This window comes from Streptomyces sp. NPDC036822 (assembly GCF_055609145.1).
In genome coordinates this window covers 198,926-219,092 of record NZ_JBVJPY010000001.1, presented here as the reverse complement: position 1 = coordinate 219,092, position 20,167 = coordinate 198,926, and the positions used below count along the sequence as shown (strand labels likewise).

The following is a 20,167-nucleotide window of genomic DNA, read 5'->3' as shown; positions in this document are numbered from 1 at the left end:
CCCCGCGGCCCCGGCCATCAGGCAGCATGGGCCCATGTCCGTACTGACGCGCGACGAAGCGCAGACCCGTGCCCAGCTCCTCGACGTCCAGCACTACGCGGTCGAGCTCGACCTCACCATCGGCGACGAGACCTTCGCCTCCACGGCCGTGATCCGGTTCACTGCCCGCACCGCCGGGGACACCTTCGTCGAGCTGAAGCCCGAGACCCTGCACTCCGCCACGCTCGACGGCGTCGCCCTCGACCCCGCCACACTGACCGGGAACCGGCTCCCGCTCCCCGGCCTCACCGCCGGCGAACACGAACTGCACATCACGGCCGCGATGCGCTACTCCCGCACCGGCGAGGGCATGCACCGCTTCACGGACCCCACCGACGGCGAGTCCTACACCTACACCCAGCTCTTCATGGAAGACGTCCAGCGCGTCTTCGCCGCCTTCGACCAGCCCGACCTCAAAGCCGTCTTCGAGCTGACCGTCCACGCCCCCGAAGGCTGGACCGTCCTCTCCAACGGCATCACCGAGCGGCAGCCCGACGGCCCCTGGAAGGCCGCCCCCACCCCGCCGATCTCCACCTACCTCGTCTGCGTCGCCGCGGGCCCCTGGCACTCCGTGCGCACCGAACACGCCGGCCTGCCCTTCGCCATCCATTGCCGCCGCTCGCTGGCCCCCCACCTCGACGCCGACGCCGACGAGATCCTCGACGTCACCAAGGCCTGCTTCGACCGCTTCCACGAGATGTTCGAGGAGCCGTACCCCTTCGACTCCTACGACCAGGCCTTCGTCCCCGAGTTCAACGCCGGCGCCATGGAGAACCCCGGACTCGTCACCTTCCGCGACGAGTTCGTCTACCGCTCCGCCGTCACCGTCACCGAGCGACAGACCCGCGCCATGGTCATCGCCCACGAGATGGCCCACATGTGGTTCGGCGACCTCGTCACCCTGCGCTGGTGGGACGACATCTGGCTCAACGAGTCCTTCGCCGAGTACATGGGCTACCAGACCGTCAACGAAGCCACCCGCCGCTTCCCCGACACCTGGGTCGACTTCGCCGTCGAACGCAAGGCCTGGGGCTACGACGCCGACCAGCGGCCCTCCACCCACCCCGTCGCCCCCGACCCCGACGCCGTCCCCGACACCGCCTCCGCACTGCTCAACTTCGACGGCATCTCCTACGCCAAGGGCGCCTCGGCGCTCCGCCAGCTCGTCGCCTGGATGGGCGAGAAGGACTTCCTCGCCGGGATCAACGCCCACTTCAAACGGCACAAGTTCGGCAACGCCACCCTCGCCGACTTCATCGACAACCTCGCCTCCGCCACCGATCGCGACGTCCACGCCTGGGCCGAGCGCTGGTTGCGGACCACGGGCGTCGACACCCTCACCCCGCGCCCGGCCGTCGAACCGACCCACACCACCCTCACCGTGCGCCGCGACGGCAGCCGCCCGCACCGGGTCACCGCCGGCGTCTACGACCGCGACCTCATCGACGCCCGCCGACTCGTCCCGCGCGAACGCCTCGACCTCGACATCACCGACACCCCCACCGCACCCGTCGAACTCCGCGGCCCCCGCCCCGCCCTGATCGTCCTCAACGACGGCGACCTCACCTACGCCAAGGTCCGCCTCGACGAGACCTCGCTCGAGACCGCCCTGCGCACCCTCTCCGGCATCCCCGACGCCCTCACCCGCGCCGTCGTCTGGAACACCCTGCGCGACATGGTCCGCGACGGCGAACTCGACCCCGCCGCCTACCTGGAGGCGGCCCACGCCCACCTCCCCGAGGAGACCGACCTCGCCATCGTGCAGGGCGTCCTCGCCTTCGCCCGCACCCAGATCGCCGACCGCTACGTACCGGCCGACCAGCGCCCCGCCGCCCTCGCCCTCATCACCTCCCTCGCCCGCGACCTCATCCGCCGCACCGAGGACGGCTCCGCCCCCGGACTGCGCCTGACCGCCGTCCGCACCTTCATCGGCAGCGCCACCCAGCCCGACACCATCGCCGCCTGGCTCGCCGAGGGAACCGTCCCCGGCGGCCCGGAGACCGACCCCGAACTTCGCTGGCGGATCCTCGCCCGCCTCGCCGTCCTCGGCGCCGTCGACGAGACCGCGATCGGCCGGGAACTGGCCAGGGACCCCAGCGCCACCGGCCAGGAAGGCGCCGCCCGCTGCCGCGCCGCCCTGCCCACCCCGCAGGCCAAGGCCGCGGCCTGGTCCCGCCTCTTCGACACGGACGACCTGTCCAACTACCTCTTCTCCGCCACCGCCCAAGGCTTCTGGCAGCCCGAACAGGCCGAACTGGTAAAGGAGTACATCCCGCGGTTCTACCCCGCCGCCACCGCACTCGGCGCCCGCCGAGGCCCCGCGATCGCCGAGGCCGCCGGCCGCCACGCCTTCCCCGCGTACGCGATCGACGCCGACTCCCTGGCCCTCGGCCACGCCCACCTCACCGACGAGACCCCGATCCCCGCCCTCCGCCGCAAGCTCGTCGACCAGCTGGACGACCTCGCCCGAGCCCTCCGCGTCCGCGGCGCGTAACACCCCCGCCCCGGACCACCGGCAACGCAACGCCCCGCCCCAGGACCACCGGCATCCTGACGGCTCGCCCCGCCCCCGGACCACCGGAGGCGGGGCACCCACCGGCCCGCGACCCCCGAACCACCCGAGAGGGGGGGGCATCCACCGGCCCCCGGACCACCCCAGGCGCGCCATCCACCGGCCCCCGGACCACCCCAGGCGCGCCATCCACCGGCCCCCGGCGCGCGCCCGCGCCGAGCGCGCCGTCCCCCGTTCGGGTTGCATGCCCACGCTCACCGGACAAACCCCCGGAACCCCCGGCAAGCTCGTGCCATGCGTGCCGCGCCCTCCCCGACGATCCCGCCCCTGGCCGGAGGCGAGACCGGCCCCGACGCCCTGCGCCCGCTCCTCGACACCGTCCTCGACGCCCTGCGCGAAGGAGCCACCCACCGCGGCGGCCCCCTACCCGCCGGCGGACCCGACGCGGTCACCAGCCGCCTCCGGCACGCACTCGGCGACGCCCTCCCCGACACCGGCACCGACCCCCACCACGCACTCCACACCCTCACCCGCGCCCTCACCGAAGGCGCCGCCGACCCCGCCCACCCCCACTGCGCCGCCCACCTCCACACCCCACCCCTCGCGCTCGCCGCCGCCGCCGACCTCGCCGCCTCCGCGCTCAACCCCTCCATGGACTCCTGGGACCAGGCCCCCGCCGCCTCCGCCCTCGAAGACCTCGTCACCCACGCCCTCGCCACCGAGGTGTACCCCCGCGCCCCCCGCCCCGACGCCCTCGTCACCACCGGCGGCACCGAATCCAACCAACTCGCCCTGCTCCTCGCCCGCGAACGCCACCGCCCCCACCCCCTCCAGACCGTCGTCGGCGCCGCCGCCCACCACTCCTTCCGCCGCGCCGCCTGGCTCCTCGGCCTCCCCGAACCCGTCACCGTCCCCACCCCCCGCGGCACCCTCGACCCCGCCGCCCTCCACGAGACAGTGGCCGGCCTCCACGGCCCCCTCCTCGTCGCCGCCACCGCCGGCACCACCGACACCGGCCGCATCGACCCCCTCCCCGAGATCGCCGACCTCTGCCACACCCACGGCGCCGACCTCCACATCGACGCCGCCTACGGAGGCCCCGCCCTCTTCAGCCCCACCCACCGCCCCCTCCTCGCCGGCCTCGACCGCGCCCACACCGTCACCCTCGACCTGCACAAACTGGGCTGGCTACCCGCCGCCGCCGGAATCCTCGCCGTACGCGACACCGCCGACCTCACCCCCCTCACCCACACCGCCGACTACCTCAACGCCGACGACGACACCGAAGCCGGCCTGCCCGACCTCCTCGGACGCTCCCCCCGCACCACCCGCCGCCCCGACGTCCTGAAAATCGCCGTCGTCCTCCGCGCCCTCGGCCGCACCGGCCTCGGCACCCTCGTCGACCAGTGCTGCACCCTCGCCCACCACCTCGCCGACCTCATCGAGAAGAACCCCGACCTCGAACTCCACGAACGCCCCACCCTCACCACCGTCCTCTTCCGCCCCCGCCACGCCCCCGACACCACCGTCGCCACCATCCGACGAACCCTGCTCACCCAAGGCCGCGCCGTCCTCGGCCGCGCCCGCGCCGACGGCCGACTCTGGCTCAAGGCCACCCTCCTCAACCCCCACGCCACCCCCCGCGACCTCGAAGCACTCCTCACCCTCGTGGAAGGCAGCACCGACCGATGACCGGCACCACCCCACACCACGACCTCGACCACCCCCACGACCTGGTGGGCATCGGCATCGGCCCCTTCAACCTCTCCCTCGCCGCCCTCGCCCACGGCATCCCCGGCCGACTCTCCACCGCCTTCTACGACCAGAACCCCGCCTTCCACTGGCACCCCGGCCTCCTCCTCGAAGGCGCCACCCTCCAAGTCCCCTTCCTCGCCGACCTCGTCACCCTCGCCGACCCCGCCAGCCCCTGGACCTTCCTCAACTACCTCCGCACCCGAGAGCGGCTCTTCCCCTTCTACTTCGCCGAGAAATTCCACATCCAACGCGCCGAATACGACGCCTACTGCCGCTGGGTCTCCACCCAACTCCCCGGACTCCACTTCGGCCACCACGTCGACGCCGTCCGCTGGAACCCCGAACGCGCCCTCTTCGAAATCGACTACACCCAACTCGACACCGACGGCGAAGCCGAAGCCCTAGGCCGCGCCTACGCCCGCCACATCGCCCTCGGCGTCGGCACCGAGCCCTACATCCCCGAACCCCTCAGACCCCTCGCCGACGCCCCCGGCGTCCCCGTCATCCACTCCGCCGACTACCTCCACCACCGCGAACGACTCCTCACCGCCGAACACGTCACCGTCATCGGCTCCGGCCAGTCCGGCGCCGAAATCTTCCTCGACCTCCTCCGCGCCCGCCCCACCGGAGCCGAGAAGATCCACTGGCTGGCACGCACCGAGGCCTTCGCACCCATGGAATACAGCAAACTCGGCCTCGAACACTTCACCCCCGACTACACCCGCTACTTCCACGGCCTCCCCGAACCCGTCCGCAACGACCTCGTCCCCCGCCAATGGCAACTCCACAAAGGCATCGACGCCGACACCATCGCCGCCATCCACGACGAGCTCTACCGCCGCACCCTCCACGGCGGCTGGCCCGACGCCGTCCTCACCCCCGGCGTCCGCGTCCGCACCGCCGGCCGCGTCGCCACCACCAAGATCGAACTCCACCTCGAACACACCCAACAAGCCACCCGCTCCCGCCTCACCACCGACGCCGTCATCCTCGCCACCGGCTACCGCGAACGACCCCTCGACCGCATGCTCGCCGGACTCGACCCCTACCTCCGCCACGACTCCGCCGGCCGCGCCCACATCGACCACGCCTTCCGACTCGTCCTCGACACATCCGTCACCGGCTCCGTCTACGTACAGAACGCCGAAAAACACACCCACGGCGTCGGCGCCCCCGACCTCGGACTCGCCGCCTGGCGCAGCGCCACCATCCTCAACAACCTCACCGGCGAAGAGCCCTACCCCCTCCCACGCCGCACCGCCTTCACCAGCTTCGGCCTGGAACGGCAAGAGGCGCCACGCATCCCGGCCCAAGGCCAGAAGCTGACGCCCCTCACACCACTGCGCTAGAAGACCGGCACACCGTCCCGGGTCAGCTTCCACCCCACCGAGGCGAACTGCCCCGGGTCGACCGTCCCCTTCGCCGTCACCCACTGAATGATCGTGTTACGGATCTCATCCGAGTTCGCCCACACCTGCTCCGCCCCCGCCACATGCGGAAACGCGCCACCACCGCTCGCCCGGTAGTTGTTCACGGCCAACACGAACCGCGCCGCCGGATCGACCGGCCGCCCCTCGAACGACAACGCCACGATCCGCGAACCGGCCGGCTTCGCGATGTCGATCTCATACGTCAGCCCGTACACCGCGTCGTAGTTGTAATCCGGTATCCCGCCCGCGTTCGTCAGCTTCGACGTGTCGACCGGCACCCCCGCCGCGGTCTGGACGTAATACCGCGCCGAGAACTCCAGGTAGTCCTTCAGCTGCGCGCCCGTCAGCAGCCGCGCCTCCAACGTGTTCTCGAACGGGTACAACCCGGCCGCATCCCTGATCGTGACCTCACCAGCCGGAATCGCCGCCGTACGCGAGAAACACGACGCCTGCGACAGCACCGGCAGAGCCGCATACGCCCCACCCGCCAGCGCACCCCTCACCGTCTCCGCCTGCACGTGATTGATCAGATCGATGATCGGCTCGTCCTTCCACGGCGCATCCGCCGTCGCCATCGCAGCCGTCGACGTACCGATCACCTGATTCACATACGCCACGACCTTCTCGTGCTCGTCCACGAGCAACCCCGTGATCTTCGGGTCCTCCGCCACCGTGTTCGAGTTCAGAACCTGCGCCGCCACCTTCTCCACCGTCCAGCGACCCCGGCTCCACACCAGGTCGAAGTCGAACAGCGTCAGCCGCTGCCCCCACTTGAGCGGCTCCGACAGGACCACATCCCGCCCCGTCTCCTTGTTCCGCACCCGGTACTCCGGGATCTCGGTGTGCGCATGCCCGACCAGGATCGCGTCGATCCCCGGCACCTGCTCGGCGACCAGACCCGCCGCGTTCTCCACATGCGGAAGCTGATCACCGTACGACGACGTACCACTCGACCCACTGTGCGCCGACACCACCACCACATCCGCACCCATCGAACGCAGCCGCGGCACCCACTTCGCCGCCTGCTCCTCAAGACCCGGAAACACCATCTTCCCGGTCACGTTCGCCTTGTCCCAGATCGCGATCCCCGGATTGGTCAGACCCAGCACCGCCACACGGACATCCCGGCCGTGCGGCGTACGCAACCGGTGCATGCTGTACGGCGGAAACGCCGGACGCAACGTCCTCGCGTCCAGCGCATTGGCACCCAGCAGCGGAAAATCACACTGCTCCTCGAACTTCCGCAGCACCGGAATGCCGTAATTGAACTCGTGATTGCCCAGCGCCGCCGCGTCATAGCCGATCGCGTTCATCGCCTGCGCCATCGGATGCACCGGACCACGCCGCGCCGTGATCGGATCCACCTTGGCGTAGTAGTACGAGAGCTGCGTGCCCTGAATCGTGTCGCCGGCGTCGATCAGCAGCGTGTTGTGCCGCCCCTTCGCCTCCCGCACCTGGTCCACCAGAGTCGAGATCTTCGCGAGACCCACATCGTTGTGCGCCTTGTCGTCGAACTCCCTGTCCGTGAAGTAGTCCCAGTTGAAGACGTTCCCATGCAGGTCCGTCGTACCCATCACGGTGAACGAGTACCGCTTCGCCGACGTGGGCGGACGCCCATGGGCCTGCGCGGGCGCGACGGCCCCCGCGGTGACGGCGGCTCCTGCTCCGACGGCAACGGAGCTCTCCAGGAACGTCCGGCGGTTCAGCGGCATGTGTTCTCCTTGGTCCAGTGGCGCACAACGCGCGTAGATTCTGGCTCAGACGCCACCCAGGCAACAGACCTTTCCGGTTACGGAGTGGGAAAGTGTTCGGGACCGCACCCCTCGTTCGCCCGACGAAGGAACCCGCCATGACCACCGACACCCCCACCCCCGGCGCCCCCCACCTGACCGTCCGCGGCGAAGCACACCTCGAAGTCGCCCCCGACCTCGCCCGCATCCACATCACCCTCACCGCACGCGCCACCGATCGAACCGAAGCACTCACCTCCCTCACCCGCCGCAACGCCCGAACCCTCGACCTCCTCACCACCTACGGAGACGCCGTCGAACGGCTGGAAACCGGAGCCTTCTCCCTCGCACCGGACATGGCCAAACGCGGCAAGGGCGAACGCGTCCGGTCCTACCAAGGCCACGTACGACTCACCGCCGAACTCAACGACTTCACCGCCCTCGGCGAACTCACCACCCGCCTCGCCGACCTCGACATGACCCGCGTCGACGGCCCCTGGTGGACACTCCGCCCCGACAACCCCGCACACGCCCAAGCCCGCCGACAAGCGGTACGAGAAGCGCTCGACCGAGCCCACGAATACACCGCCGCCCTCGGCACCACCCTCTCCGCCCTCCTCGAACTCACCGACACCGGACTCCTCCCCCCACCCGGCACCCTCCGCACCCCACGCATGGCCTTCGCCGCCGCCACCACCGACGAACCCGCACCCCTGGACCTCGAACCCCCACGACAGACCGTCACCGCCGAAGTGACAGCCCGCTTCACCATGCACCCCCCCACCCTCTGACACACCCCCACCAACCCCCGAAAGCGCTCATCGGAGCACCGCCCCGCACAGATTCAAGTCTTGTCAATAACCTTTCACGCAAAGGTTGTTGAACAGTCATGCCGGGCCCCTGCCCTACCCATCGGTAAGCCCTAGGCTCGACCCATGCGCCGAGCGAAAATCGTCTGCACCCTGGGCCCCGCCACCGACACATACGACCAGATCAAGGCACTGGTCGAAGCCGGAATGGACGTAGCCCGCCTCAACCTCAGCCACGGCACCTACGCCGAGCACGAGGAGCGATACCACCGCGTACGCAAAGCCTCCGACGAAACCGGCCGCAGCATCGGAGTCCTCGCCGACCTTCAAGGCCCGAAGATCCGCCTCGGCCGCTTCCACGAAGGCCCCGTACTCCTTGAACGCGGCGACGACTTCACCATCACCGTCGAACACATCGAAGGCGACCGCCACACCTGCGGCACCACCTACGACGGCCTCGCCACCGACGTCACCACCGGCGAACGCATCCTCGTCGACGACGGCCGCGTCACCCTCGAAGTCACCTCCGTCGACGGCCCCCGCGTCCACACCCGCGTCATCGAAGGCGGCATGGTCTCCGACCACAAAGGACTCAACCTCCCCGGAGTCGCCGTCTCCGTACCCGCCCTCTCCGAAAAGGACATCGACGACCTCCGCTGGGCCCTGCGCACCGGCGCCGACGTCATCGCCCTCTCCTTCGTCCGCAGCGGACGCGACATCGAGGACGTCCACCGCATCATGGACGAGGAAGGCCGCCGCCTCCCCGTCATCGCCAAGATCGAAAAACCCCAGGCCGTCGACAACATCGACGACATCGTCGCCGCCTTCGACGGCATCATGGTCGCCCGCGGCGACCTCGGCGTCGAAATGCCCCTCGAACAAGTCCCCATCGTCCAGAAGCGAGCCGTCAAACTCGCCAAGCGCAACGCCAAACCGGTCATCGTCGCCACCCAGATGCTCGACTCGATGATCGACAACTCCCGACCCACCCGCGCCGAAGCCAGCGACGTCGCCAACGCCGTCATCGACGGCACCGACGCCGTCATGCTCTCCGGCGAGACCAGCGTCGGCAAATACCCCATCGAAACCGTCAAGACCATGAGCCGCATCATCGAGGCCGCCGAAGAAGACGTCCTCGCCAAGGGCCTGCCCCCGCTGACCGAACGCAACAAGCCCCGCACCCAGGCCGGCGCCGTCGCCCGCGCCGCCGCCGAAATGGGCGACTTCCTCGGCGCCAAACTCCTCGTCGCCTTCACCCAGTCCGGCGACACCGTCAAACGCCTCTCCCGCTACCGCTCACCCATCCCGCTCCTGGCCTTCACCCCGGACCCGGCCACCCGCTCCCAGCTCAACCTCACCTGGGGCGTCGAGACCTTCCTCGGCCCGCACGTCGACTCCACCGACGCGATGGTGGCCCAGGTCGACGAGGAACTCCTGCGCATCGGCCGCTGCCGGAAGGGCGACATCGTCGTCATCACGGCCGGCTCCCCGCCCGGAGTGGCCGGCTCCACGAACCTGGTCCGCGTGCACCACATCGGCGACCCGCTGACGAACTGAGGCTCAGGACTTGGGACCGACGTGCAGGTCCATGAGCGCGACGGAGGCTTTGCGGGCGACGGAGATGTTGTACGGCTTCCCGTTCCGGGTGCAAGGCGTCCACTCGATGCCGAGCCGGTCGAGTGTGTCGGTGTAGAGCTGCCGGATGTCGTCCGAGACGTTGGTGAAGAAGTAGCGGGGGTACTCGTACCGCTTGCGCTCCCCGCCGACGACACGGGTGGTCCAGTTGGTGATCCGGCAGCCGTCGGAGTGGATGAGCCCGCGAAGGAACTCCCAGGGGTGAGCGTCGACGATCTCCTGCTGCCACGGCTCTAGGGCGATCCTACGCTCGTGCTTCTTGCCGGGGCCGTGTTGCGGGAACATGCACTTCCAGTGCTTTGTGTACGACTTCACCTCGGCGCAGCCCTGCCTGATTCGCCGACCGACCCTTGGCATGGCCATCACTCTGCGCATCGCCGCTTCGGCAGCGTCGATCAATGCCGGCCAGGAGGCGGTGCAGAAGATCGACAAATGGTGCTGCTTGCGCTTCGAGATGATGTGCCCGTCGCCGAGATACAGCCCCAGAAGGTATGCGTACGCGGGTGCGTCGAACGTCCGGTTCGTACAGATGGGGCAGTCCGTAGGGCGTTCGAACCGGACGCCGCTCTTCCGGCGCTCCTCCGAGAGCCACCAACCGACAGTGCCGCGCGGCACATTCAGACGCTCGGCCACCGTCCTGTTGGGCAGACCCTGGCGCAGAAGATCGAGCGCTTCGTCGCGAATCGAAGGGTTGTGCTGATTCATGCCGGCAGTCTGGCCGGGTTGACATTCGTCCGAATGGAATCGAAGAGACGTTCACTGCGACGAGTGAAGATCGCCAACACCCTGCGAATCCTTGGAATCGAAGGGGGAGTGCCCCGGGTGGGATTCGAACCCACGCTATATGGTGTTTGAGACCATCGCCTCTGCCGCTGGGCTACCGGGGCCCCTTCGAAACGAAGGTCATTGGCAACCTGCTGTGTCTCAAACATACAGGACCTAGGTAGGCTCATGTAGCAGTACCTGCCCCGCAACGAGGAGCCCCCGTGACCGCCCCCGAGTCGCCCCAGCCCGCCGCCGACGATGACGACGCGTCGCACGTCCCGCCGCTGACGACCCGTGTCGTCATCGCCGAGGACGAGGCCCTCATCCGCCTCGACCTCAAAGAGATGCTCGAAGAAGAGGGCTACACGGTCGTCGGCGAGGCCGGCGACGGTGCCCGGGCCGTCGAGCTGGCCCGGGAGCACCGGCCCGACCTGGTGATCCTGGACGTGAAGATGCCGGTGCTCGACGGGATCTCGGCCGCCGAGAAGATCGCCGGTGAGTCGATCGCGCCGGTTCTCATGCTGACCGCGTTCTCGCAGCGGGACCTGGTGGAGCGGGCGAGGGACGCCGGGGCGATGGCGTACCTCGTGAAGCCGTTCAGCAAGAGTGATGTGGTGCCGGCGATCGAGATGGCGGTGTCCCGTTTCGCGGAGCTGCGGGCGCTGGAGAAGGAGGTCGCGGACCTCTCGCAGCGTCTGGAGACGCGGAAGCTGGTGGACCGGGCGAAGAGCGTGCTGCAGACGCAGTACGGGCTGTCGGAGCCGGCGGCGTTCCGGTGGATCCAGAAGACGTCCATGGATCGCCGTATGTCGATGCAGCAGGTGGCCGAGGCGGTCATCGAGGATGCCGAGGAGAAGAAGGCGGCGAAGGGCCAGCAGGGCCAGTAGGAGCGCCGTCCGTACGTGAGAAGGCCCGCCCCACAACGTTGTGGGGCGGGCCTTCCGTTCGTGTGGGACTAGTCCTCGCCGAGGTAGGTCTTGCGGACCTCGTCGTCGTGGAGGAGGTCCTGGCCGGTGCCGGACAGTTTGATCGTGCCGACTTCGAGGACGTAGCCGTAGTCCGCCAGGGAGAGGGCGGCCTGGGCGTTCTGCTCGATGAGCAGGATCGTCATGCCCTCGGCTTTGAGGGTGGCGATGGTTTCCATGATCTTCTGCATCATGATCGGGGAGAGGCCCATGGAGGGCTCGTCGAGCATGAGCAGTTTGGGCTGGGACATGAGGGCCCTGCCCATGGCGAGCATCTGCTGTTCGCCGCCGGAGAGGGTGCCCGCGGCCTGCTTGCGACGTTCGCCCAGGATGGGGAAGAGGTCGTAGGCGCGCTGGACGTCCCGCTCGATGCCGTCCTTGTCCTTGCGGAGGAAGGCGCCGAGCTGGAGGTTTTCGGCGATGGTGAGCTTGGGGAAGATGTGCCGGCCCTCGGGGGAGTGGGCCATGCCGAGGGAGACGACCTTGTGGGCGGGGATGCCGTTGAGCACCTGGCCGTCGAAGGTGATCTTTCCGCTGGCGGGCTTGATCAGTCCGGAGAGGGTGCGGAGGGTGGTGGTCTTGCCCGCGCCGTTGGTGCCGATGAGGGAGACGACCTGGCCGGCTTCGACGGAGAAGGAGATGCCCTTGACGGCCTCGATCTTGCCGTAGGCGACCCTGAGGTCCTCGACCTCGAGGAGTGCGGTCACTTGGTGTCTCCTTCGGTGGTGCTGTCCGCGTCCTTGGTCGCGGGTGCCTCGGGGGCGGCCTCGTCGGCCGGTGTGTCGGCCTTCGGGGTGTCCTGGGCCTGGGGGGCTTCGGGTGCCTCGGGGCTTTCGGGGGCGTCGGCCGCCGGGGCGTCGTCGGCGTCGGCCGGCTCCGCGGTCTCCGTGTGGGAGGTGTGGGAGGTGTCGGCCTCGGCGTGGGCTTCGGCCGCTTCGACCTCGGCGACCTCGTCCGCGCCGGGTGCGCCTTCGTACGGCGTGCCGAGGTAGGCGGCCACGACGCGCTCGTCGCCCTGGACGACGTCGGAGGTGCCTTCGACGAGCTTTTCGCCCTGGACGAGGACGGCGACCCGGTCGCACAGGTTGAAGATGAACTTCATGTCGTGCTCGATGACGAGGACGGCGATGCCCTTGTCGCGGATCGCGAAGACGAGTTCCTCGGTGGCCCGGGTCTCGTTCTGGTTCATGCCCGCGGTGGGCTCGTCGAGGAGGAGCAGGCCGGGGTCGCTGGCGAGTGCGCGGGCGATCTCCAGCTTGCGCTGCTCGCCGTAGGGGAGGTTGCGGGCGAGGTGGTCGGCCTTGTGCTGGAGGCCGATGAACTCGAGGAGTTCCATGGCCCGCTCGCGGGAGGCGGTTTCGGCCTTCTTGAAGCCGGGGCCGCGCAGCAGGGCGGACCAGAGGCCCTCCTTGGTGCGGGTGTGGCGGCCGACGAGGACGTTTTCCAGGACCGTCATGTTGGAGAAGAGACGGATGTTCTGGAAGGTGCGGGCGATGCCGGCTTTGGTGACGAGGTGCGGCTTGGGCGGCAGCACGGTGCCCTTGTAGCTGACCGTTCCCTCGGTGGGGATGTACAGGCCGGTCAGGCAGTTGAAGAAGGTCGTCTTGCCGGCGCCGTTGGGGCCGATGAGGCCGACGATCTCGCCTTCGCGGACGGTGAGGTCGACTCCGCGTACGGCGGTGAGGCCGCCGAAGCGCATGGTGACGCCGCTGGCGTCGAGGACGGTGGCGGCGGTGGGGGCCGCTGCCGTGGTTTCCGTGGTGGTGGTCGTCGTCATGGCGTTCACGCACCCGCCTTCGAGGTTCCGACGATCGGGTCGGCGGGGGGCCGCTGTTCCGGTACGTCGAGCTTGTCGGCGTTCTCGTCGTGCTCGTGGTATTCGAGCTGGGCGCGCCGGTTGGGGATGAGGCCCTCCGGACGGAATCGCATCAGCAGGATGAGCGCGAGGCCGAAGGCGAGGAGCTGGTAGTCCTTGAGGAAGGCCAGCTTCTCGGGGATGAGGAAGAGCAGCGCCGCGCCGAGGAGCGGGCCGCGGATGGTGCCCATGCCGCCGAGGATGACGGCCGCGAGGAGGAACGCGGAGTTCGGGGCGACGGGGCCGGCGAACACGTACATCTCGGGGAGGACGGTGCCCTGGAAGTGTGCCTGGACGGTGCCGGCGACGCCGGCGAGGGTGGCGCCGAGGGCGAAGGCGATGAGCTTGACGCGGAAGCCGTTGATGCCCATGGCGGTGGCGGCGGTCTCGTCTTCGCGGATGGCGACCCAGGCGCGGCCGATGCGGGAGTCCTGGGCGCGGCTGAAGACCAGGACGACGAACACCATGACGAGGAGCATCAGCAGGTAGTAGTTGGCGTACGAGCCGAGTTCCACGCCGAGGATGGTGTGGGTCTCGCCGAAGTCGTAGCCGAAGATGTTCAGGGCGGGGATGTTGGGGATGCCGTTGGGGCCGTTGGTGATCTGGGGTCCGTTGTCGCCGTCCATGTTGTTGACGGTGATGCGGAAGATCTCTCCGAAGCCCAGGGTGACGATGGCGAGGTAGTCGCCGTGGAGTCGGAGGGTCGGGGCGCCGATGATCACGCCGAAGATCAGGGAGGCGATGGCGCCGATGATCATGGCGACCCAGAACGGGAGCTGGATGTCGAACGCGGAGGCGGTCGATCCGGAGACGAGGGCGGCCGTGTAGGCGCCGACGCCGAGGAAGGCGACGTATCCGAGGTCGAGGAGGCCGGCCAGGCCGACGACGACGTTGAGGCCGAGGGCGACGGTGGCGAAGATGAGGATCTGCACCGCGATGACGGTGAAGGTGTCCGTGGCCTGGGTGAAGGGGAAGACGGCCGCGGCGGCGAAGGCTGCGACGGCGGCGATCTGCTTGTTCTTCGAGGCGATGGCGGAGATCCGGCCCATGAGGCCGGACTTGTTGAGTGCGCCGGCGCCGAGGCCTGCGAGGAGCAGGTAGCCGAGGAAGAGCTCGGGGTATTCGGTGGAGATGCCGTACGTGACGGCGTACATGCCGATCGCGAAGGCGGCGACGATGATCAGGATCTCGGCCCAGGAGGGGAGTTCCTTGGGCTTGGACGGCTTGCGGGAGTCGTCCTTGAGGGAGAACGCCGCGAGGGGGATCAGGACGGCGACGAAGGCGACGTAGGCGCCGGGCTCCCAGTGGGCGAGGCCGCCGAGCTGGGCGGCGATCGCGATCACGGTGTACCAGGTGGTGCCGAGTGCGCCGAGGGCGAGGAACTGCAGCGCCTTGGTGGAGCCGGCGGGGGTCAGCCAGCGGAGGCCCTTGATGCCGAGCCCGGAGAGGGCGAACAGCGTGACGAGGAGGCCGCCGACGAGGGTGAGGACCTGGAGGCCGCCGGGGTAGCCGGAGACCGTGAGGTTGCCGGGGAATTCGGTGGTGTAGGTCCAGGCGAGGAAGGTGCTCGCGACGGTGGCGAGGCCACCGGCGGCGATGATCCAGTGGAGGAGGCCGGGGGTCTGGGGGGCCGCGGTCTTCTCGGGGGTGCCGGTGGTCTCCGGCGTCTTGGTGAGGTCGGTCGTCATCGCGATCACGCCCTGTCCGCGGCGCGCTGTCCGAGCAGACCTTGTGGTCTGAACAGGAGCACGAGGATGAGGAGGGAGAAGACCCAGATGTCCTTCCAGGCACCGCCGCCGAACTGGGCCATCCCGGGGATGTGCTCGACGTAGGCGATGGAGAGGGTTTCGGCGACACCGAGGACGACGCCGCCGATCATGGCGCCGTAGATGTTGCCGATGCCTCCGAGGACGGCGGCCGTGAAGGCCTTGAGGCCGAGGAGGAAGCCCATCTCGAAGCGGATCTGGCCCTTGTCGAGGCCTTCGGCGACCGCGGCGACGGCGGCGAAGGCCGCGCCGATGGCGAAGGCCATCACGATGATGCGGTCGGTGTTGATGCCCATCAGCTTCGCGGTGTCGGGGTCCTGGGCCGTGGCCTGCATGGCGCGGCCGCTGCGGCTCTTCGAGACGAAGAGGCCGAGGGCGAGCATGCAGGCGGGGGCGGCGACGAGGACGAACGCGTCGGCGCGGGAGATCGCGAGGTTCTCGAAGATCTCGAAGCTGCCTCCCTTGAATTCGGGGAAGCTGACCGGGCTCTTGGCGTTGGGGTAGAAGCCCCAGACGAGCTGCTGGAGCACGATCGACAGGCCGATCGCCGTGATGAGCGGGGCGAGGCGGGGGGCGCCGCGCAGGGGGCGGTAGGCGAAGCGCTCGGCGGCGGTGGCGACGGCCACGGAGACCACCGCGCCGCCTATGAGCATCACGGGGATCGCGATCACGAGGGCGGTGCCCTCGGGGAGGATCGTGTATGCCGTGAGGGCGCCGAAGCCCCCGATCATGAAGATCTCGCCATGGGCGAAGTTGATGAGCTGGACGATGCCGTAGACCATCGTGTAACCGATGGCGATGAGGCCGTAAAGGGCCCCCAGGGCAAGGCCGTCGGCCAGCTGTTGCGGCAGTTCGTTCACCGCAGGGCCTCCGATGAGCGTGTCGGATATGACACCGCGCGAGGGCGCTGTTTGCGCCCTCGCGCGGCTTGGTTCAGGTGGTGCGTGTGCGGGGCAGTGCGGGGGGTCAGTCCTTGAAGGTCTCGGACTTCACGTCGGCCCAGGCGCCGTTCTTGACCTGGTAGACGGTGAGCTGCTTGTTGGTGGTGTCGCCGTACTGGTCGAAGGAGACCTTGCCGGTCACGCCTTCGAAGGAGACCTTGGACATGGCCTCGGTGACCTTGGCGCGGGCGTCTTCGGGCAGCTTGCCGCCGTTGTCGGCGACGACGGCCTTGACGGCCTGGATGATGGACCAGGCGGCGTCGTAGGAGTAGCCGCCGTAGGCCGCGTAGGGGTCCTTGTAGCCGCCGGCGTTGTAGTCGGCGATGAACTTCTTGGCGGTCGGGAGCTTCTCGACGGGGAAGCCGACCGAGGTCGCGAGGTCACCGTCGTTGGCCTCGCCGGAGGCCTTGATGAACTGGGGGTCGTAGATGCCGTCGCCGCCCATGGTGGGGATCTTGGCGCCGGCCTTCTTGACCTGGTCGGAGAGCAGGCCGCCCTCGGGGTACTGGCCGCCGAAGTAGACGGAGTCGGCGCCGGAGGCCTTGATCTTGTTGGCGGTGGAGGAGAAGTCGGTCTCCTTCACGGTGACGGAGTCGGTGCCGACGACGGTGCCGCCGAGGCGCTTGAACTCGTCGGAGAAGATCGCGGCGAGGCCGGCGCCGTAGGTCTGCTTGTCGTTGACGACGAAGACCTTCTTCTTGCCGGCGTCCTTGAAGAGGTAGTTCGCGGCGAACTTGCCCTGGACGACGTCCGTGGTGGCGGTGCGGAAGTACGTCTTGAAGGGGCGCTTGAACTCGCCCTTGCCCCAGTTGTCGCCCTGGGAGAGCGAGGGGTTGGTGTTGGCGGGCGAGACCTGGGTGAGGTTGGCCTTGTCGAAGTCCGCCTGCATGGACTGCGAGACGCCGGAGTTCAGCGGGCCGACGACGCCGAGGACGTCCTTGATGCCGACCAGTTTGGTGGCGTTGGCCTTGCCGGTGGCCGGGACGGCCTGGTCGTCGAGGGCTTCGATCTTGAAGGTGACGCCCGGGACCTCGTTGTTCTTGTTGGCGGTCTGCACCGCCAGGTCCACGGAGTTCTTGATGCCCTGACCCAGTGCGGAGAGCGAGCCGGTGAGCGGTGCGTCGACGCCGATGACGACCGTCGTGCCGCCCTTGTCGTTGGCGTCGCTTCCGCCCTTGTCGTCGCGCGAACCGCAGGCGGTGAGGGTGAGTGCTCCCGTGGTGATCACGGTGGTGAGGATGAGCAAGGAACGGTGTCGCACGATGAATCCTTTCCCTGGCGCGGCCCCCTCGAGCTGAGGCGGTGCCGTGAAGCCGTGGCAAGAGGTGCCGTTGGTGAGTGCCGGGCCGTACGGGGATGACTGGGTGATGCAGGGCCGTGCAGTGGACGCGCCCGGCGGCGCGGTGACTGGCGGTGACTCTAAGCGCAGGTGGGGGAGGTGGGGAGCGGCGAGGTCAGGATGTGACTGTCTTGTTATCGCGAGGGGGAGAGGAGGTGCGCAGGCGGGGGGCAAATAGGGGCGTATCGGGCAGTCGGAGGGTGTTCACATAGTGAGAACGCGCAGTTCCGTTAAGGTGCTTGAGCGGATCTTGCTCCTGTCGGCCCAGCCTTGACGGTGTCCGCATAGCGGACAAGCCCTCAAATCTGAGCGGACGAAGCGTCCGGCGCCGTGCTCCGCCTCAAGATTGCGGAAACGTTACGCAGTGTTACGAGGGAGAGGGTTCCGGTGTGCTCCGCGTCGGGGGCGGTCTCCAGTTCTCCGAGCTGCCGGTCGCGCCGTTCGCCGACGCGCACCGTCTTCGGGTCTCCCGGTCGGTCCCGGCGAGGGCGGCCTCGCGCCCCTCGGCGCGGTCCTGGGCGCGGGCGAGCGCGAGCACGTCGTCGTGGATCACCAGCTGCTCGTTGGAGAGCCCTTTCTGCTCCCAGTCGAGGCCGGCCCACGGGCTGCCGCGCAGGGCTTCCTTCACCCAGTACGCGACGAGGTCGACGCAGATGGCCACGGCCGTCCGGGCGCCGGGAGCCGGCGGCTGACGCGGTGCGGGGGCCGGGGCGTAGGCCGGTGCGGCGGTCAGCACGCCGAAGGCCAGGACCGCGCACAGGGCGGTCCTGGCCCGGGTGTGCGGCGGCGGCGCCATGGCCGTCACGCTAGGCGATCAGGCTCCCGCGCACAACGCCCGTGCGGGCTAAGGCAGTTGCGTGAAGGGCTTGAGGAAGTCCCGGGCGCCGGGCGCGTCGAGGCGGTAGACCACGTTGGTGGCGTAACACGGCGTGTCGCCCGTGATCGTGGTGGCGACGAGCGTGCGCTTGCCGTCCAGCGTGGCGAAGTTCGGGCCGCCTGAATCGCCGTAACAGGCGCCGCCGTTGCCTTGGGGGGCGGTCATCGCGAGCCGGATCCACACCTCGTTGAGCGCGTTGAAGGTGACCGGCGCCTTCAGCCGGACGCCGCCGCCGGGGTGGGTGTGCCCGCCGGGGCCGCGTCGCGCCTCCTGGGTGCCGTATCCGGCGACGACGAACGGGGTGGCGTTCAGCCCCTGCGGGCCGAGCGCGGAGAGCGCGTCCGCCTTCGGGAGCGCGGCGGGCGTGAAGGACCAGCGGGCCTTCATCGCGGCGGCCGAAACCTCCACCACGGCGATGTCGCGGGTGTCGGAGGCCGGGCCGGGGTAGGCCGGGTGGTTGTGCGCCGTGCCCTCGACGGCCACGGCCTTCGCGATGGCGGCCGGGTCCCCCGGGTGCCGGGTGGCGGCCTGGTCGAGAGCGGTCTGCACGTCCTGTTCGAGGGAGACGTGGAACCGCACGTTCTCCGGCCAGTCGGTGGTGCAGTGCGCGGCGGTCAGGAAGGTGTCGGCGTCGATCATCGTGCCGGAGCAGACCCAGTCGACCCGGTCGGGTGTGCCCGGGTCCGCGTCGTCGTCCCAGGTTGCGACGAGCGCTCCGACCTCGGTGCGCTCGGGCGCGGGGGTCGCGTGGTACGAGTTGATCGCTGAGGACGGTATCGCGGTGGCGAGAACGGCAGCGCAGGCCGCGGCGGCGACGGCGGTCGCCACGGTGGTGGTGCGTACGGCGGTGGTACGTACGGCGGTCAAGAAGAGCCCCTCGGTGTGTGAGCGGATCGGGTCTTCTCCTGTGGGGGAAGGCCGCAAGTGAAACGCCTGACACCCTGCGGGGCAAGAGGGCCGCACGGGGCGGATGTTGAGCCGGGCCGCCGGGGTGCGGGGCGGGCGGGGCGGATGTGGCGCCGGGCCGCCGGGGTGCGGGGCGGCCGGCCGGGGTGTGGGCTCTCGCCGCCGCGGGTGCGGGGCGGCCGGGGCCGGGCGGGGTACGGGGTTCTCGCCGCCGCGGGTGCGGGGCGGGTGGTGCCGGGCCCGGTCCCGGGCCGCCCGCGGGTGGGGGCGGGCAGGGTGCCCGCCCCGCTCGGTCCGCCCCGCCCGTGCGGTCAGACGGCCGTCGTCGTCCCCGCGTCCGGGACGTTCCCCGCGTCCTTGGCGGTGACCTCGCGCAGCATGCAGGTCAGGCGCGCCGTGCACACGCGCTTGTCCTGCTCGTCCGTGATCACGATCTCGTAGGTGGCGGTGGAGCGCCCGCGGTGGACGGGGGTCGCGACGCCGGTGACCAGGCCGCTGCGGGCCCCGCGGTGGTGCGTGCAGTTCAGGTCCACACCCACCGCGATCTTGGAGACTCCTCCGTGCAGCATGGAGCCGATCGAGCCGAGCGTCTCGGCCAGCACCGCCGACGCGCCGCCGTGCAGCAGGCCGTAGGGCTGGGTGTTGCCCTCCACGGGCATCGTGCCGACGACCTTGTCCGCCGAGGCCTCGACGATCTGCACGCCCATCCGGTTGCCGAGGTGCCCGGCCGAGAAGAGGGCGGGCAGGTCGACACCGAGCGAGGCGTACTCGTCGATGACCTCCTGCGGGAACTTCACGTGCTGCTGCTCGCCCATCGGCCCGGCTCCGTTCGTCTTCGTACGT

At 69.5% G+C, this 20,167-nt stretch carries 16 protein-coding genes and 1 tRNA gene; 6 read left to right on the top strand and 11 right to left on the bottom strand.

Annotated elements, in window-relative coordinates:
* The first annotated feature begins 34 nt into the window (after positions 1-34).
* From pepN to ACZ68P_RS01015, 3 genes are all read left to right on the top strand, one after another.
* Entirely contained in the window at positions 35-2,533 is a 2,499-nt protein-coding gene (pepN, locus tag ACZ68P_RS01025) for an aminopeptidase N (RefSeq protein ID WP_471000661.1), read from the top strand.
* A 312-nt stretch (positions 2,534-2,845) separates the two neighbouring features.
* Entirely contained in the window at positions 2,846-4,243 is a 1,398-nt protein-coding gene (locus ACZ68P_RS01020; protein WP_471000658.1) for a pyridoxal phosphate-dependent decarboxylase family protein, read from the top strand.
* Entirely contained in the window at positions 4,240-5,655 is a 1,416-nt protein-coding gene (locus ACZ68P_RS01015; protein WP_471000656.1) for a lysine N(6)-hydroxylase/L-ornithine N(5)-oxygenase family protein, read from the top strand. Before ACZ68P_RS01020 ends, ACZ68P_RS01015 begins: the two co-directional genes overlap by 4 nt.
* Here the strand turns inward: ACZ68P_RS01015 and ACZ68P_RS01010 are convergent.
* Positions 5,652-7,448, bottom strand: a complete 1,797-nt coding sequence (locus ACZ68P_RS01010) for a bifunctional metallophosphatase/5'-nucleotidase (RefSeq protein WP_471000653.1) — start codon at positions 7,446-7,448, stop codon at positions 5,652-5,654. The two genes, ACZ68P_RS01015 and ACZ68P_RS01010, sit on opposite strands and share 4 nt — an antisense overlap.
* A gap of 137 nt (positions 7,449-7,585) precedes the next feature.
* On the opposite strand from ACZ68P_RS01010, the gene ACZ68P_RS01005 reads away from it, so the two are divergent.
* Both ACZ68P_RS01005 and pyk read left to right on the top strand, forming a co-directional pair.
* The gene (locus ACZ68P_RS01005) at positions 7,586-8,257 is read left to right on the top strand and encodes an SIMPL domain-containing protein (RefSeq protein ID WP_471000650.1); all 672 of its coding nucleotides are present in this window, start codon (positions 7,586-7,588) and stop codon (positions 8,255-8,257) included.
* Positions 8,258-8,401: 144 nt separating this feature from the next.
* Entirely contained in the window at positions 8,402-9,832 is a 1,431-nt protein-coding gene (gene pyk / locus ACZ68P_RS01000) for a pyruvate kinase (protein WP_471000647.1), read from the top strand.
* Between the two features lie 3 nt (positions 9,833-9,835).
* Here pyk and ACZ68P_RS00995 read toward each other — a convergent pair whose 3' ends face one another.
* Together ACZ68P_RS00995 and ACZ68P_RS00990 are read right to left on the bottom strand one after the other, a co-directional pair.
* Positions 9,836-10,615 carry a helix-turn-helix domain-containing protein gene (locus ACZ68P_RS00995; protein WP_471000644.1) on the bottom strand — a complete coding sequence of 260 codons (780 nt, stop codon included), beginning with the start codon at positions 10,613-10,615 and terminating at the stop codon, positions 9,836-9,838.
* 109 nt (positions 10,616-10,724) lie between these two features.
* Positions 10,725-10,797 (bottom strand) — tRNA-Leu (locus ACZ68P_RS00990).
* Positions 10,798-10,896: 99 nt separating this feature from the next.
* Here ACZ68P_RS00990 and ACZ68P_RS00985 point away from each other — a divergent pair.
* Positions 10,897-11,562: an ANTAR domain-containing response regulator gene (locus ACZ68P_RS00985; RefSeq protein ID WP_365715154.1), complete on the top strand. Its 666-nt coding sequence runs from the start codon at positions 10,897-10,899 to the stop codon at positions 11,560-11,562.
* A gap of 68 nt (positions 11,563-11,630) precedes the next feature.
* Here ACZ68P_RS00985 and ACZ68P_RS00980 read toward each other — a convergent pair whose 3' ends face one another.
* The 8 genes from ACZ68P_RS00980 to ACZ68P_RS00945 form a co-directional block, all read right to left on the bottom strand.
* Entirely contained in the window at positions 11,631-12,347 is a 717-nt protein-coding gene (locus ACZ68P_RS00980; protein WP_471000641.1) for an ABC transporter ATP-binding protein, read from the bottom strand.
* Positions 12,344-13,417 (bottom strand): ABC transporter ATP-binding protein, encoded by a 1,074-nt coding sequence (locus ACZ68P_RS00975; protein ID WP_471002357.1) that lies wholly within the window; start codon positions 13,415-13,417, stop codon positions 12,344-12,346. The genes ACZ68P_RS00980 and ACZ68P_RS00975 overlap by 4 nt, the downstream gene beginning before the upstream one ends.
* 5 nt (positions 13,418-13,422) lie before the next feature.
* On the bottom strand, positions 13,423-15,183 hold the full coding sequence (locus tag ACZ68P_RS00970; protein WP_471000638.1) for a branched-chain amino acid ABC transporter permease: 1,761 nt from the start codon (positions 15,181-15,183) through the stop codon (positions 13,423-13,425).
* A gap of 5 nt (positions 15,184-15,188) precedes the next feature.
* On the bottom strand, positions 15,189-16,121 hold the full coding sequence (locus tag ACZ68P_RS00965; protein WP_471000635.1) for a branched-chain amino acid ABC transporter permease: 933 nt from the start codon (positions 16,119-16,121) through the stop codon (positions 15,189-15,191).
* A gap of 106 nt (positions 16,122-16,227) precedes the next feature.
* Positions 16,228-17,463, bottom strand: coding sequence for a branched-chain amino acid ABC transporter substrate-binding protein (locus ACZ68P_RS00960; protein ID WP_471000632.1), 1,236 nt, complete (start codon positions 17,461-17,463; stop codon positions 16,228-16,230).
* Between the two features lie 445 nt (positions 17,464-17,908).
* Positions 17,909-18,337, bottom strand: a complete 429-nt coding sequence (locus tag ACZ68P_RS00955; RefSeq protein WP_471000629.1) for a hypothetical protein — start codon at positions 18,335-18,337, stop codon at positions 17,909-17,911.
* Between the two features lie 48 nt (positions 18,338-18,385).
* Entirely contained in the window at positions 18,386-19,285 is a 900-nt protein-coding gene (locus ACZ68P_RS00950) for a trypsin-like serine protease (RefSeq protein ID WP_471000626.1), read from the bottom strand.
* Positions 19,286-19,635: 350 nt separating this feature from the next.
* Complete coding sequence (locus tag ACZ68P_RS00945; RefSeq protein WP_471000623.1) at positions 19,636-20,139, bottom strand: PaaI family thioesterase; 504 nt, start codon at positions 20,137-20,139, stop codon at positions 19,636-19,638.
* Between the last annotated feature and the right edge of the window lie 28 nt (positions 20,140-20,167).